Raw genomic sequence first — 13,299 nt, forward strand, 5'->3', positions numbered from 1 at the left:
GTCAGCTCGTGATGACCGTGGTCGTCGTCGCGGTGGTCGCCGCCATGATGACGATCATCGCCGCGGCCTGGATCTCCTCGAGCACGGCCTTCACCGCGGGGCTCGCCCAGGTGCCCGAGGTGATCTCCTGCACCAGTCCCTTGTCGACCGCGCCGAACTGCTTGCGGAGCGTGTTCGTCGCGTCGAGCAGCCCGATGACCGCAGCGGAGAACGGTGTCGGGGTCGCCCGCCGAGCCAGGACGTCCGCGATGCCCGATCGCAGCAGCGCCTCCGGCGCTCCGTCGCGCTCCGGGTGCTTCGTGGTGGGGAAGAGCCCGAGCACCTTGCCCTGCTCGACGCTGATGATCCCTCGCTCGACGAGTCCGGCGAAGACGTCGTCGCGGAGCCGCTGCTTCCCGAGCCGGCTCACCCACCACTTCGCCTTGCGCGGCGATCCGGACGCCGCGATCGAGCCGATGACACCGTCGAGCACCGGGTCGCCCGTGGCGGCGCCGTCGACGACGGTGACCAGGCCGTTCTGCAGCGAGACGGCACCGCGGAGCGCCAGGTCGGCGAGGACCGCTCCCGCGAGACCGGTGTCCAGCGTCTGCCCGTCGAGGGACTTGCGGCCGTCGGGTTCGACCTGGAGGAGCGCGAACGCCTGCGGGACCGTGAGTTGCTCAGCCATGTCCGCAGCCTGCCACGCGGGGCGGAGGTGCGCCGGGCCTCCAGGTCGACACTCAGCGGCGGCAGACCGCCCGACGTCAGCAGGCGCCGAGCACCCGCTCCATCGCATCGCGCTCGGCCGGCGCGACCCACAGGCGGTACTCGGCCTTCACGGACACCTGGTGCTCGATGTAGGTGCAGCGGAAGGCCTTGTTCGCGGGCAGCCAGGTCGCGGCGTCACCCGAGCGCTTCTGCGAGTTCGACCGGCCGTCGACGGCGAACAGGTTCGACGGGTCGTTCGCCAGGGCCTCCCGCTCCGACTGGCTCAGCTGCTGGGCACCGGTGCGCCAGGCGTTCTCGAGCGCGACGACGTGGTCGATCTGCACGAGGGTCGAGGTCGTGTTGCCGCGCACGAAGTCGATCGTCGCGCCGGTGTACGGCGAGACGAGCGTGCCGGTCACCACCTTGCACGGACCCTGGCGCACGATGCCGCTGAGGTCGCGCGCGAGCACGTCGTTCCGGGTGTCGCAGCCGTTGTGGTCGACGTCGATCCACGCGCTGCCGAACTCGCCGGTGCGGTCGTAGCCGGTGCCGGCGGCCTTGCCCTTGACGGGCAGCGTGGCGAGGAGCGCGCGGGCGTCCGCAGCGTCGGTGTCGGTCGACGTGCTGACGGTCGGGTCCGTCGGATCCGTCGAATCTGTCGGACTGGAGGCCCGGCTCGGCTCCGGTGCGTCGCTCTCGGTGCCGACCGTGGCCGTGGCGACCGACGTGGGCCCGGCGGCCGCGTCGGCGTCCGGTCCGAGGACGCCGGTGGCGTCGAGCGCGTATCCACCGACCGCGAGGGCCAGGACGACGAGGACGGAGGTGAGGCTGATGCGGGTGCGGCGGCGTCGGCGGGACGTCATGGGTGCGTGGAACTCCTGGTGGGGCGGCGGTGCAGCGGTGCGGTGGTGCTGTGGTGCGGTGGAGCCGGCCGGGGTGGCCTCGACGATCATGGCGGAGACCTCGGACATGGCCGTGGACCGCCACGCTCTGAACGGCCGAACGGCCACGGCGTAGACAGGTCCGCATGACCGATTACGCGAATCCGTCCGTGTCCGTCACCGGTGGGTCGATGCCGCTCCTGGGCTTCGGCACCTGGCAGATCCCCGATGGCGAGGCCCCCGCCGCCGTCGGCGAAGCACTGGCGGCCGGGTACCGCCACATCGACACCGCCACCGGCTACAGCAACCAGCGCGGCGTCGGCAAGGCCCTCGCCGAGTCCGGCCTCGCCCGCGACGACGTGTTCGTGACGACGAAGTTGCCGCCGGACAACGCCGACCGGGTGCGCGAGACGATCGAGGAGAGCCTCGACCAGCTCGGCCTCGACCACCTGGACCTCTGGCTCGTGCACTGGCCGCCGAACGGCGAGGCCCGCCCGGACGTGTGGGAACAGGTCCTCCAGGCACAGGCCGACGGACTGACCCGCGCCGTGGGTGTGAGCAACTACTCGCTCGACCAGATCGACGAACTCGTCACCGCGACCGGCACCACCCCCGCCGTGAACCAGATCAAGTGGAGCCCGGTCGAGTACGACAAGACGATCGCTGAAGGGTTGGCCGAGCGCGGGGTCGTGCTCGAGGGCTACAGCCCCTTCAAGGCGAGCAACCTGCAGGACCCGACGCTGCTCGACATCGCGGGCGAGCACGACGCCGACAGCGCCCAGGTCATCGTCGCGTGGCACGTCGCGCACGGCTTCGTCGTCATCCCGAAGTCGTCGAACCCGGAGCGCATCCGGTCGAACGCTGCCGGTGCCCGCATCGAGCTGTCGGCGGACGAGGTCACGGCGATCGACGCGCTCGCCCGCTGACCCGCCCGCCCGCCCGCCCGCCGACAGGCGCGCTCGCGCTCGCCTGACCGCACCCGCGCGTCAGGCGAGCAACGAGCGGATGTCGTCGGCGGTCAGGTCGTCGGCGAACAGGGCGTCGTCGTCGATCATCGTGGCGAACAGCTCGGCCTTGCGCGCGGCGAGGGCCAGGACCTTCTCCTCGATGGTGTCCTCGGCGATGAAGCGCTGCACGCTCACCGACCGGGTCTGCCCGATGCGGTGGGTGCGGTCGACGGCCTGCGACTCGGCGGCGGGGTTCCACCACGGGTCGAGCACGAACACGGTGTCCGCCTCGGTCAGGGTGAGCCCGAAGCCGCCGGCCTTCAGCGAGATGAGGAACGCGGGCGCGGTGCCCTGCCGGAAGCGCTCGATCACCTGTGGGCGTTTGCGCGTCGAGCCGTCGAGGTACTCGTAGCCGACGCCCCGATCGTCGAGGGCATCGGACACCATCCGCAGGAACGACGTGAACTGGCTGAACACCAGGGCGCGTCGGCCCTCTGCCGCGAGCTGCTCGAGTTCGTCGAGCAGCAGGTCGAGCTTGGCGGACGGGATCGGCGTCGACGGCGACAGGGGCGAGTCCGACCCGCTCGAGACCAACGCCGGCGACAGCGCGAGCATCCGCAGCAGCGTCAGCGACCGGAACACGATCATCCGGTTCTTCGACAGGTCGTCGATCAGGTCGAGGACCTTCAGTCGCTCGCGGTTGAGCGTGCGCTCGTACAGCTCGCGGTGCGCGGGGTCGAGCGTGACCCGGACGACCTGTTCCTGCTTCGGCGGCAGGTCGGCGGCGACGGCCTGCTTCGTCCGGCGGAGCATGAGCGGCCGGATCCGCCGCCGGAGCTTCGCGGTGAGCTGTTGGCGCGCTTCGCCCCGGAGCTCGGGGGAAGCGAGCGGCTTCACGTAGTCGTCGCCGAACCGGGTCCAGGTGGACAGCAGCCCGGGCGCGACGATGTGGAACAGCGCCCACAGGTCGGTGAGCCCGTTCTCGAGCGGGGTGCCGGTGATGGCGAACTTCACGGGCGCCTGCAGCTCGGATGCCACTCGGTGGGTCTGCGACTGCGGGTTCTTCACGAACTGCGCTTCGTCGAGCACGAGCGCCGACCACGGCAGGTCGGTCCACGCCTGCGAGTCGAGCCGGAGCAGCGCGTACGAGGTGACGACGACGTCGGCCTGCGAGGCCGTGCGGGCGACGAGACCGGGGTCCTTCAGCGATGTCGAGGTGACGGCGGCCACCCGCAGCGACGGCGTGAACTTCGCCGCCTCGGCCACCCAGTTGCCGACGACCGAGGTCGGCGCGACGACGAGGAACGGCGCCCCGTCGGGCTCGGCGGCTCGACGGGCGGCGACCATCGCGAGCACCTGCAGGGTCTTGCCGAGGCCCATGTCATCGGCGAGCACCCCGCCGATGCCGTGCGCCGCCAGGAACGACAGCCAGGCGAACCCGGCGTGCTGGTACGGCCGCAGTTCGGCGTGCACGGTGTCCGGCACCGGGACGTCACCCGGGGGAGTCGCCCCCATCAGCCCCGCGGTGATCGCCTGCCAGCGCTCGTCGTGCGAGGTCTCGTCGGCGAGCAGGTCGAACTCGGTCCACAGCCCGGCCTGCAGCGGCGTCACCTGGATCGGCTGGTCGGGCTGCCACTCGTCGAGGTCGCGGGCCTCGTCGATGAGTTCCTTGAGCCGGTCGAACGCGGGATCGGCGAGCGACAGGTACGAGTTGTCCACGAGCTTGAGTCGCCGCTGCCGACCGGCCAGCGCGGTGAGCAGCGGGGTGAACGGGATCTGCTTGCCGTTCACGCTCACGATGATGCCGAGGTCGAACCAGTCGTGCTTGTCCGACGGCATCGTCGTGACGCGGATGTGCGGCCGCCCGCTCAACCGCTCGTAGTCGAGGCGCTCACCCTGCACCACCGTGCGGACGCCGAGCGCCGGCAACTCGGGCAGGAACTCGTTCGCGAACACCGCGACGTCGGCCCCGTCGATGGTGCCGTCCTGGAACCAGTCCAGTCCGCCACCGGGTCCGGCAGGGCGGACGGGAGGCTCGCCCGCAGTCGCGTCGTCGGTTCGCGCTGTCGACGTGGCGGGTTCCAGGGCCGCGGGCACGTCGGCGTCGGCAGTCGCCGCCTCGGTGCCGGCCGGAACGTCGGTGCTGGCCGGGTCGTCGATGCTGGCTCGGTCGTCGGTGCTGGCTGGATCGTCCGCGGCGCGGAGCCCGGTCAGGTCGGGGAGCGGGCCGTGCAGCGAGACCGGGTCCTTGCGCCCGTCGACGTGCCAGCGCCAGTGCAGGTGCACCCGGTCGTCGGTGCGGGGTGCCCTGGCGGGCTCGAACGTCGCCGTCAGCACGAGTTCGGGCGGGGTACGCTCCGGCAGCTCCACCGACCCGTCGGAACTGACGAGCCCGAGGGCGCCGCGCAGCCGGGGCGACCAGTCGGCCAGGAACTCGTCGACCTCTGCCGTCGGCACCGTGATGCGGGTGCACTCGAGGAGCATGCGCCGTTGGTCCTCGGGCACGGGCGCCGGGGTCGGTGCGAGCCCGACGGTGAACTCCGGGCTCTCGCGGAACACGTACACGCCGTGGTCGCCGACCATCCGTGCCGCACCGGGGACGACCGGGCGGCCGTCGAGCACCGCGCTCGCGCCGATCACCACGGCGTCGTCGTGCCGGGCGACACCGGGCCGAGAGACGTCGAGCAGCACCTGGGCCTGCTCGCCGAGGACCACCCCGCCCTCGCGCTTGCCGGTCACGAAGGCGATGTCGAGCCCCGACGCCTGCCGGAGCAACGGCCAGAGCAGCGGGCTGCGGAAGTCGTCGAGGTGCAGCCAGTCGCTCTCGCCGGGCAACCCCGCGAGCTGACCCGCACGGTGCAGGGCTGCGAGCTGCATGAACCACCCGTGCTGCTCGGCGCCGAGGCCCAGGCGGTTCTGCGAGTAGGGGAGCGTGCCCCAGGTGAGCTGCCCGCGCACCCAGTTGCCGGCATCGCTGCGGGTCACCGGTCGGACCCCGAGCCGGACCGTGCGGGACGGCGCCGGTAGGGCTCGGCCGGCGGCCCGGGCGCGGGCCGCGAGGGCGGCGGGGACCGCGTCACGCAACTCGAACTGCAGACCCATCCGGGTGCCCTGCGGGGCGACCGCCTGCTCGTCGTCACCGGCGAGGCGGGCGAGGTCGTGCCTCCAGTCCGAGGGCGGCGGAGCCGGCGCTTCCGGACGCGGGCCGGCGTTGGCGGCCAGGGCACGCGCGTTGATGGTGAGCAGTGCGGCGGCGACGTGCTTGCAGTCCCCGCCGAGGGGACAGCTGCACGAGCTGCGGACCGGGCGGATGAAGTCGCCGCGCGCCACGGTCATGTCGATGCGGCACTCGTACGGGTCGTCGGCGGTGCCCGAGACGGTCGCCGTGACGGTGCCGTCGTCGGCGTTCCAGACGGCATCGTCGACCAGACCGGCGCGCACGACGTCGCGTGCGCGACCGAAGGTCTGCGGCCCGACGAAACGGATGACGTCGACGGCGTCGATCATCGGGGCTGCTGGCACGGGTCAATCGTGCCAGGTGCCACCGACGCGCGGAGCCGCCGACCCGAACGGCACACATCGAGCAGGGCTACCGTCTGCGTGGACGGGCGACGACTGCTCGCCGCTCTCCACTCGATTGGACACGCTCATGCCGGACCGCTTGCGGTGGGTGCACGACTCCGCAGACCACTGGAACGTGTGGCTCGGCTCCGAGGTCGTCTGCGACGTCACCCGGACGGACCAGTTCACGGTGGACTCGCCGGACCACTCGATCAACGGGGCGCACTCCTCGCTCGAGAGCGCTGCGGCGCAGGTGCAGGGCTGGGTGCGCTGGAGCGGACGCTAGGGCGCCTGCTCGCTACGGCTTCGTCGCGTCGGACGGCTCGCCGGCCGCCAACTTGCTGTGCTTCCGCGAGTAGCCGAAGTACACGCCCAGGCCGATCGCGAACCAGACCGCGAACCGCACCCACGTCTCCCACTGCAGGAACGTCACGAGCCACAGCGACGCGATGACGCCGATGATCGGGATGACGGGCATGAACGGCAGCCGGAACTGACGGTCGAGGTCGGGCTGGCGGTAGCGGAGCACGATCACCGCGGAGCAGACCACCACGAACGCGAGCAGGATCCCGATGTTCGTGAGTTCGGCGACGACGCCGATCGGCAGGACGCCCGCCAGGATCGCCGATGCGATGCCGAGGATCCACGTGACGCGGGTCGGGACGTGGCGCTTCGGGTCGGTCTTCGAGAACCACTTCGGCATCAGGCCGTCGCGGCTCATCGAGAACCAGACGCGGCTGGCGCCGAGCATGAACGTGACGAGCACCGTGACGATGCCGACGATGGCACCGATCGCGATGACGTTCGCGACACCACCGAGGCCGACCGACGCGAACGCCGACGAGAAGCCCGAGGCCGGGTCGATGTCCGTGTACTTCTGCATCCCGGTCAGCACCAGGGTCGCCAGCACGTACAGGACCATCGAGATGCCGAGGGACAGCAGGATCGCCTTCGGCATGTGCTTGCGGGCGTCGACGGACTCCTCGGCCGCGGTGGACATGGCGTCGTAGCCGAACACCGCGAAGAACACCGTCGCGGCGCCGGTCATCACGCCACCGAAGCCGAACGGGAAGTACGGGGAGTAGTTCGCGCTGTTGATGTGGAACACGCCGAGCACGACGATGAGCACGACGAGCGCGACCTTGATGCCGACGGCGACGAACTCGAACCGGGCAGCACTGCGGATGCCGCGGGTGAGCACGAACGCGGTGACGAGGCACAGGACGATCGCGAAGACGTCGATCACGTGGCCGTCGCCGGTGCCGGGCGCACCGAGCATCCACGCGGGCAGGTCGATGCCGAACTGGCCCACCAGGAACCCGACGTAGCCGGAGATGCCGATCGCGACCACCGCCACGATCGCGGTGTACTCGAGCAGCAGGTCCCACCCGATGAACCACCCGACGATCTCGCCGAGGACCGCGTAGCCGTACGTGTACGCGCTGCCGGCCTTCGGGATGAGGCCGGCGAACTCGGCGTACGACAACGCTGCGGCGGCACTCGCGACGCCGGCGACCAGGAAGCTGATGAGGACCGCTGGACCGGCGACGCCGTTCGCCACGGTGCCGGCGAGGGTGAAGATCCCCGCGCCGATGATGCCGCCGATGCCGATCGCGGTGAGCTGCCAGAGGCCGAGGTGCCGTTTCAGGCCACCCTCGGCTCCGGTGTCGTCATCGATCGTCTCGATGGGCTTCCGTCGGAAGAGCGTGCGTGTCGTCGTCGTCACCCGCCCATCGTGCACCTTGCGGCGGCGCAGTGCACCCCGCCCGCCAGCCGGACCGCAGCCGTTCGGCGTAGACACGATCCCATGCGCCATCCCACACGGATCGAACCCGGCCCCGGACAGGAATCGGTCTGGGACTACCCCCGCCCGCCCGCCGTCGAGCCCGTCACCGCCCGCGTCGTCGTCCGGTTCGGCGGCACCGTCGTGGCCGACACCACCGACGCCGTGCGGGTCCTCGAGACCTCGCACCCGCCGGTGTACTACCTGCCGATGGCGGACCTCGACCTCCGCCCCGCTCAGGGGTCGAGCATGTGCGAGTTCAAGGGCCGGGCGCGGTACTTCGACGTGGTCGGCGGGGACGGCACCGTCGCGAGCCGCGCCGCGTGGAACTACCCGACGCCCGAGCCGGGGTACGAGTCGCTCCGGGACCGCGTCGCGATCTACCCGTCGGCGATGGACTCGTGCGAGGTCGGCGGCGAGGTCGTGCAGTCGCAGGACGGCGACTTCTACGGCGGCTGGATCACTTCGGATGTCGTCGGCCCGTTCAAGGGCGCGCCCGGCACGCTCGGCTGGTGACCCGCGTCAGCGGTTCGCGTAGGGCGACCAGAACGGCGGCGGGAACGCCCCGGCGGTCGCGATGACGAGCAGCTGCCAGACGATCATGGCCAGCCCGGCCGCGCCGATCACGATGCCGATCCACGCCCACACCTGCACCGCCCGGCGACGGCGACCGGCGATGACGATCGCCCGCCAGCCGCTCAGCACGCAGACGACGCCGAATGCCGCACCCAGCAGGACGTGCCGGACCGTGCCCTGCGCCGGCACGATGATGCCGAGGTAGAACGCGACCGGGCCGAGCAGCACGGCGAAGGTCGCTGGGGCTGCTGGCGGTTCGTGGTCCCGAGAGGGTGCTCCCATACGTCTGAATGTACCGAGCCGGTCGGGTTCCGTACACGTGCGAGCACCGTCGCCCGGGAGCAGGCACGATGGAGACATGCGTTCCTTCCTCCGCGTCCTGCTCGGCCTGGCGCTCGTGTTCGCCGGCACGAGTCACCTCACCTTCGCGCGCAAGGAGTTCACGGCCCAGGTCCCGGAGTTCGTGCCGCTCTCCGAGGACGCGACCGTGCTGGCCTCCGGTGTCGCCGAGATCACCCTCGGTTCGGCGCTCGTGCTCGCGCCGAAGCCGGCCCGGCGCTTCGTCGGTTCCGTCGCTGCACTGTTCTTCACGGTGATCTTCCCGGGCAACCTGTCGCAGTGGGTCAACCGCCGCGATGCGTTCGGCCTGGACACCGACGAGAAGCGCGTCGCGCGCCTCTTCGGGCAGCCGCTGCTCATCGCCGCGGCCCTCTGGTCCACGCGCGGCCGGCGGTCCTGATGGACGCGCCCGCCCGGTCGTCCGGTCCGGCCGACGCCGGTTCGGCTCCCGGGTCCGGGCTGGAGTCTGTTCCGGGTCCGGGTCCGGAGTCGGTTCCGGGGGCGCGTCTCGATCCGCTCGGGTCGGCTCCGGCACGGTTCGGACGGGAGGCCCGCCACCCCCTGGCAGGGCGCCGCCGCGTCGCGGACATGGTCGCCTCCATCGCCCTGCTCGTGGTGCTCACGCTCGAAGCGTTGGCAGCGGGGTGGGGCATCAAGCTCATGTCGTTGGCGTTCGTGTCGTGCGCTGCCCCGGGGAACACCTGCAACGTGGGGCTCGGTGACTCGGTCGTGACGGTCGGGCCGATCCTGATCGCGCTGGTGCTGGTCGCCTCGATCGTGGTGTGCATCCTGCGGCTGGTGCGGCGTCGGCTGGCGTGGCCGGTCGTGCTCGTCGGGATGGCCGCCGTCGTCGCGGTGTTCTTCGCGGCGCTCTTGCTCATCGAGAGCTCGGTGACGCACGGCATCTGAGGGGCGTTGCCGTCCCGAGGTTCCGAAATCTCGGCATGTCGGCGCCCTGTTCGTCGAGGTCTGGAACCTCGGCGATCAGCGTGCGGCATGTCGTGGAACCTGGCCGAGCCGGTCGGGTTCGGACTGGAGGCCCGTCCAGCGTCGTTCTCGCGCTGGTCGAACCCGTGCACCGCGACGACCGCGGGGGCGTCGGGATCGCCGAAGTTCCTCCACAGGTGGCTGCGGCGGCGAGGTTGTCCACAGATGCGCACGGTGGCCGTCGGTGGGCGGGCCGGGTTCGCGACGCTGGAGTCATGCCTGACACCGACACCCTCGACCGCCTGATCCGAACCCCTGTCCGTACCGACGACGACGTCGTCCAACTCGTCGCCGCCCTGGTCGACCGCCCGGTGCGCCGGCAGTGCTGGGTGGTGTTCCTCGACGAGCTCGGGATGTCGATCCCGTTCCTGCTGCCCATCGCGGACCTGCCCTACCAACCGGACGAGCACGTCAGCGACTTCGCGTCGTTGATCTCCGAGATCGTCGGGCAGCTCGGCGCGGTCGACGTCGTCCTCGCGTGGGAGCGGCCCGGTGTCGACCGCGTGCACCCGGTCGACTGGGAGTGGGTCGACGCGTGCGCCTGCGCCCTCGACGAGCACGCGATCCGGCTGCGCGCGCAGGTGATCGTCCACGACGGCGGGGCCGCGATGATCGAACTCGACGAGCACGACCAGGACGTCGCGTGACCGGTCAGCCCTGCGGGGCGGTGTCCGGCACGGTCTCGCCCGTCAGCCCCTCGACGACGGCCTTCGCCGCCGGCCAGGACTTCGCGTAGTGCTCGGGGTCCGAGTTGATCTGCACCGCGTGCGCCATCTGCGTCGGCGTCATCGTCTTCCAACCGGGGACCTTGACGAGCTTCGCGTAGAACATCGACGCCGCCGTGTACGGGTCCATCCGCTGCTCGTACGTGCCCCAGGCGCCGTTGTCGCGCTGCTGGAACAGTCCGCGGCTGTCCGGCCCCGCGGCGTCGCCGTGGTCCAGGTTCACCAGACTCGACTCGCCGATCGCCGTCATGACCCCGACGGCCTGGGTGTGCGGTCCGATGCCGACTGCCTTCGCAGCCTGGATCACGGACGCGGCGTTCACCAGGCGGTCCTGGCAGAAGCCCGCGATGGGGCCGGCGGGGACGACCATGCCGCCGACGGTCTTCGAGGCGACCTTCGGGCACGTGGGGGTGGCGTCGGCGGCGCTGGACTTCGCGATGCCGGCGATCGAGTTGACCGCGATCACGACGAGCACCACGACCCCGATACCGACGACCACGATGCCGGCGCCGAACACCGACGCGAGCGTGATGCCGACACGGCGCATGACGGGACCTCTCGACGGACGGGGCGGGGCAGGCGGAGCACGACGAGCGTACGGGCGCCGCCTGGGAACCGCACCCGCCCGATCGGGGGCCGCTGTGACGCACTGACGGTCCTGGTGCGCCGAACACGGAGTTCGTGCACCAGGACCGTCAGCCGCGACGTCAGCGTCGGCGTCGGCGCGACCTGCTCCGACCCCATCCGCCGGCGGACAGGGAGATCAGCGCGATGGCGGCGATGACGATCGTCCAGATGACGGCGGCCGCATCCATCAGACGTCGCGGTGGTCGTGCGGCGGGTGCTGCACCTTCGTCGGTTCGGTGACCAGGCCGGTCGGGGCCTTCTCGGGCTGCTTGCGACCGTGCGTGAACCAGGTCACCGCCCACAGCACCACGCCGAGGGCCAGCAGTGCACCGGCGATCTGGTACTGCTGCGGGTCGCGGCCGGACGAGAACGGCAGCACGAGCCACAGACACGTGATGATGCCGATGACGGGGATGATCACGCCGGCTCGGAAGTGCTTGTGGTCGACCTTGTCGCGGCGGAGCACGAGCACCGTCAGGTTCACGACGGCGAACACGGTGAGCAGCAGGAGCGAGGTCGTGCCACCGAGGACCACCACGATCGGGGAGTCCGGGTCGAGCGAGACCCAACCGATGAGCAGCAGGGAGATCGCGGTGGTGAAGACGATCGCGTTCGACGGGGTGCGACGGGCGGGGGAGATGCGGGCCAGGAAGCCCGGCAGCACGCCCTGCTTGCTCATGCCGTACAGCAGTCGCGACGCCATCATCATGTTGATCAGGGCGGTGTTGGCCACGGCGAACATCGAGATGAACGGCAGCAGGTCGGCGATCGGGAAGTCCGGGGCGGCGGTCTGCACGACGGTCACGAGCGGGGTCTCGTTGCCGGCGAGCTCACCGATCGGCACGACGGCGACGGCGCAGATCGACACGAGCGTGTAGATCACGGCCGTGATGCCGAGGCCGGTGAGCATCACCTTCGGGAAGATGCGCGAGGGGTCCTTGGTCTCCTCGGCCATGTTCACCGAGTCCTCGAAGCCGACCATCGCGAAGAACGCCAGCGACGTCGCCGTGGAGATCGACATGAGCAGGGTCTTGTCCTCCGGGGTCTCGAACATCACCACCCGTGAGAAGTCCGCGTTGCCACCGGCGATCGCCCAGAAGCCGATCAGGATCACCATGACGAGACCGGACAGCTCGACCAGGGTGAGGACCACGTTCGTCTTCACGCTCTCACTGACACCGCGGAAGTTGATCGCCATCACCGCGAGCATGAAGCCCATGGCGATGAGCATCACGACGGCGTTCGGCAACTCGAGGCCGAACCCGACACCGAGGTTGGCGGCGAACGCCCGCGACGCCGTCGACGCCGAGGTGATGCCGGAACACATCACGATGAAGGTCACGATGAAGGTGATGAAGTGGACGCCGAAGGCCTTGTGCACGTAGAGCGCAGCGCCCGCGGTCTGCGGGTACTTCGTCACGAGTTCGAGGTACGAGAACGCCGTCAGCAGGGCGACCGCGAAGGCGATGAGGAAGGGGAGCCACGCTGCTCCTCCGACCTCTGCCGCGACCTGACCGGTGAGCGCGTAGACACCCGTTCCCAGGATGTCGCCGACGATGAACAGCAGCAGGAGCTTGGGACCGATGACCCTGCGGAGCTCGGGCTGCTCCTGCTGTGGTCGGTCCGTGTTGGTGGTGGTCATGCACACAACCTCTTCCGGGGGACACCACGCTGTCCGGTTTCACAGGAAGCTCCCCGGTGATCGCAACATGCCCGTGCCCTGGCGGATACGCTCCGGGCCATGGACCACGAGTCGAACACCACCGAAGAGCCCGTCGAGTTCGCCGACTTCAACGCGAAGCTGCTGGTGCTCGACGTCCTCTGCTACGACCTCGACGTGCTCGACCCCTACGACCCGGAGACGGCCGACGAGACGGACGAGGACCTCGACGTCGACGGCCAGGACGACCGGGCCCGTGAGTACTACGACGACCTGGAACTCCTGCCGTCGCACCTGTCGCTCGTCACGGAGATCACCGTCGACACCGAGCTCGAGGTACTCCAGGACGTGCACCCCGGGTGGGAGGGCTCCGACGACCGCTTCGACCCGCAGAACTGGGACGACGTCCTCGACCTGCCGGCACTCCGCACCGTGTACGCGGCAGCGCCGCTGCCCGCCCACGTCGCCGAGGCCCTGGGCGCGAAGGGCGTCGAGGTCCGCTCAGCCTGACCGGAGGGACCGGCTC

Annotated in this window: 13 protein-coding genes and 1 pseudogene; 7 read left to right on the forward strand and 7 right to left on the reverse strand. The window is 70.6% G+C overall.

Going from position 1 to position 13,299, the window contains the following annotated elements; all coding sequences use genetic code 11:
• Position 1: 1 nt before the first annotated feature.
• Together ACIPV1_RS00280 and ACIPV1_RS00285 are read right to left on the reverse strand one after the other, a co-directional pair.
• Positions 2-667, reverse strand: coding sequence for a GPP34 family phosphoprotein (locus ACIPV1_RS00280; RefSeq protein ID WP_402725530.1), 666 nt, complete (start codon positions 665-667; stop codon positions 2-4).
• A 76-nt stretch (positions 668-743) separates the two neighbouring features.
• On the reverse strand, positions 744-1,658 hold the full coding sequence (locus ACIPV1_RS00285; protein ID WP_402725531.1) for an HNH endonuclease family protein: 915 nt from the start codon (positions 1,656-1,658) through the stop codon (positions 744-746).
• 56 nt (positions 1,659-1,714) lie between these two features.
• On the opposite strand from ACIPV1_RS00285, the gene ACIPV1_RS00290 reads away from it, so the two are divergent.
• Positions 1,715-2,494: an aldo/keto reductase gene (locus ACIPV1_RS00290; protein WP_402725532.1), complete on the forward strand. Its 780-nt coding sequence runs from the start codon at positions 1,715-1,717 to the stop codon at positions 2,492-2,494.
• 60 nt (positions 2,495-2,554) lie between these two features.
• On the opposite strand, the gene ACIPV1_RS00295 is transcribed toward ACIPV1_RS00290, so the two are convergent.
• The gene (locus ACIPV1_RS00295; RefSeq protein WP_402725533.1) at positions 2,555-6,037 is read right to left on the reverse strand and encodes an SNF2-related protein; all 3,483 of its coding nucleotides are present in this window, start codon (positions 6,035-6,037) and stop codon (positions 2,555-2,557) included.
• A 127-nt stretch (positions 6,038-6,164) separates the two neighbouring features.
• On the opposite strand from ACIPV1_RS00295, the gene ACIPV1_RS00300 reads away from it, so the two are divergent.
• Positions 6,165-6,362, forward strand: a complete 198-nt coding sequence (locus tag ACIPV1_RS00300; protein ID WP_123292404.1) for a hypothetical protein — start codon at positions 6,165-6,167, stop codon at positions 6,360-6,362.
• Between the two features lie 12 nt (positions 6,363-6,374).
• Here ACIPV1_RS00300 and ACIPV1_RS00305 read toward each other — a convergent pair whose 3' ends face one another.
• Positions 6,375-7,802, reverse strand: coding sequence for an amino acid permease (locus tag ACIPV1_RS00305; protein WP_402725534.1), 1,428 nt, complete (start codon positions 7,800-7,802; stop codon positions 6,375-6,377).
• 81 nt (positions 7,803-7,883) lie between these two features.
• Here ACIPV1_RS00305 and ACIPV1_RS00310 point away from each other — a divergent pair, with 81 nt between their 5' ends.
• Positions 7,884-8,375, forward strand: coding sequence for a DUF427 domain-containing protein (locus ACIPV1_RS00310; RefSeq protein ID WP_123292406.1), 492 nt, complete (start codon positions 7,884-7,886; stop codon positions 8,373-8,375).
• Positions 8,376-8,381: 6 nt separating this feature from the next.
• Here the strand turns inward: ACIPV1_RS00310 and ACIPV1_RS00315 are convergent, their stop codons facing one another.
• Positions 8,382-8,717: a hypothetical protein gene (locus ACIPV1_RS00315; RefSeq protein WP_132100618.1), complete on the reverse strand. Its 336-nt coding sequence runs from the start codon at positions 8,715-8,717 to the stop codon at positions 8,382-8,384.
• Between the two features lie 76 nt (positions 8,718-8,793).
• On the opposite strand from ACIPV1_RS00315, the gene ACIPV1_RS00320 reads away from it, so the two are divergent.
• The 3 genes and pseudogenes from ACIPV1_RS00320 to ACIPV1_RS00330 all read left to right on the forward strand — a co-directional run bounded on the left by ACIPV1_RS00320 (position 8,794) and on the right by ACIPV1_RS00330 (position 10,408).
• Positions 8,794-9,174 carry a hypothetical protein gene (locus tag ACIPV1_RS00320; protein WP_123292408.1) on the forward strand — a complete coding sequence of 127 codons (381 nt, stop codon included), beginning with the start codon at positions 8,794-8,796 and terminating at the stop codon, positions 9,172-9,174.
• A pseudogene (locus tag ACIPV1_RS00325) lies at positions 9,141-9,683 on the forward strand (DUF6264 family protein); the annotation flags it as partial. The gene ACIPV1_RS00320 and the pseudogene ACIPV1_RS00325, both read left to right, overlap by 34 nt.
• A gap of 293 nt (positions 9,684-9,976) precedes the next feature.
• The gene (locus tag ACIPV1_RS00330; protein WP_402725535.1) at positions 9,977-10,408 is read left to right on the forward strand and encodes a hypothetical protein; all 432 of its coding nucleotides are present in this window, start codon (positions 9,977-9,979) and stop codon (positions 10,406-10,408) included.
• Between the two features lie 4 nt (positions 10,409-10,412).
• Here the strand turns inward: ACIPV1_RS00330 and ACIPV1_RS00335 are convergent, their stop codons facing one another.
• Together ACIPV1_RS00335 and ACIPV1_RS00340 are read right to left on the reverse strand one after the other, a co-directional pair.
• Positions 10,413-11,033, reverse strand: a complete 621-nt coding sequence (locus tag ACIPV1_RS00335) for a hypothetical protein (RefSeq protein WP_123340324.1) — start codon at positions 11,031-11,033, stop codon at positions 10,413-10,415.
• Between the two features lie 267 nt (positions 11,034-11,300).
• Complete coding sequence (locus ACIPV1_RS00340) at positions 11,301-12,755, reverse strand: APC family permease (protein ID WP_402725536.1); 1,455 nt, start codon at positions 12,753-12,755, stop codon at positions 11,301-11,303.
• Between the two features lie 99 nt (positions 12,756-12,854).
• Here ACIPV1_RS00340 and ACIPV1_RS00345 point away from each other — a divergent pair, with 99 nt between their 5' ends.
• The gene (locus ACIPV1_RS00345; protein ID WP_402725537.1) at positions 12,855-13,283 is read left to right on the forward strand and encodes a DUF6892 domain-containing protein; all 429 of its coding nucleotides are present in this window, start codon (positions 12,855-12,857) and stop codon (positions 13,281-13,283) included.
• Positions 13,284-13,299 lie beyond the last annotated feature (16 nt).

Origin of the sequence: Curtobacterium sp. NPDC089991 (assembly GCF_044748425.1) — a bacterium.
In the GTDB taxonomy this organism is placed as follows: Bacteria; Actinomycetota; Actinomycetes; order Actinomycetales; family Microbacteriaceae; genus Curtobacterium.